1 protein-coding gene is annotated in these 921 nt (G+C 33.1%); it reads right to left on the minus strand.

Annotation, left to right across the window (positions count from 1 at the left end):
* On the minus strand, positions 1-905 hold a 905-nt coding region (locus tag AB5213_RS17130; protein ID WP_368277034.1), incomplete at its 3' end, for a hypothetical protein.
* Between the last annotated feature and the right edge of the window lie 16 nt (positions 906-921).

Below are 921 nucleotides of genomic sequence, written 5' to 3' on the forward strand. Positions count from 1 at the left end.
TTATCAGATCTTTCTTCATTTGTCATGCTTTCAGAAAGGTTTTCCAACGTCTTTTGCAATCCCTTCAAACTACCATTTTTCTCTCCATATTGAGCTTTTATCTCTGTTATTTCCGCTTCTTTTTCTTCAATACATTCTTGAATGACATATTCTGCAACTTTGTTGAGCAGAATTGACAAGGGTGTTTGAAGAAGAGAAACAGCGTCAATCCTTTGACAAAATTGAGAAAAAGAATTCCACCACTCTTTGGAACCAACCTTTGCTTTTTTTTTACCTCTCACAATTGTATCTAATACGCAATAGTCTGTCTTTGTTGTTATATTTTGTATATGTTGTTTATTGCACCATAAGTCCAAATAATCGAGATTTTCAGAAATCTTCTTATTGAAAACAAACTGATATACACTCTCAATCGTGTAATAATCTAATTGCGAATCAAGGCGAAACTTTACATCAATTCTGTTACTTTCTGATGTACCATAAAAACTACTGAACACATTGTAGCCACGGTTATATCCAAAGCATAATGCGACTAATTGTGCACTTTTAATACCTTCAAAATTAGAAAGGATCAATCCGTCAATTTTGTCTCTTTTTGATTCAGATCCAACTCCATAGCTCGCTAATACAGCTAAGATATATGTCTGTTTGTTTAAACTATCCAATTCTATCTTTCTTGTAGTTTTATTTTGAGACACAGATTGATTCTCGTTTTTTGCCATCTGCTTTACATCGTCAATATCTATCTGCTTATTTAAATAAGGTAACAAACCAGCGTAGCTTTTTGATTGCGTAAATAGTCCAGAATATTGGTCATTAGAACTTTTCCCCACTTTGACAAGTGTGTTAGCAATCAATTTATTAAAAACAGCAAGTGTCTCAATGTATGTCTCTGAGAAATTCATATACTTTTCCCTTGCC

Source organism: Coprococcus sp. RTP21204st1_G4_RTP21204_210225, from assembly GCF_040915385.1.
GTDB classification, from domain to species: domain Bacteria; phylum Bacillota; class Clostridia; order Lachnospirales; family Lachnospiraceae; genus Allocoprococcus; species Allocoprococcus comes.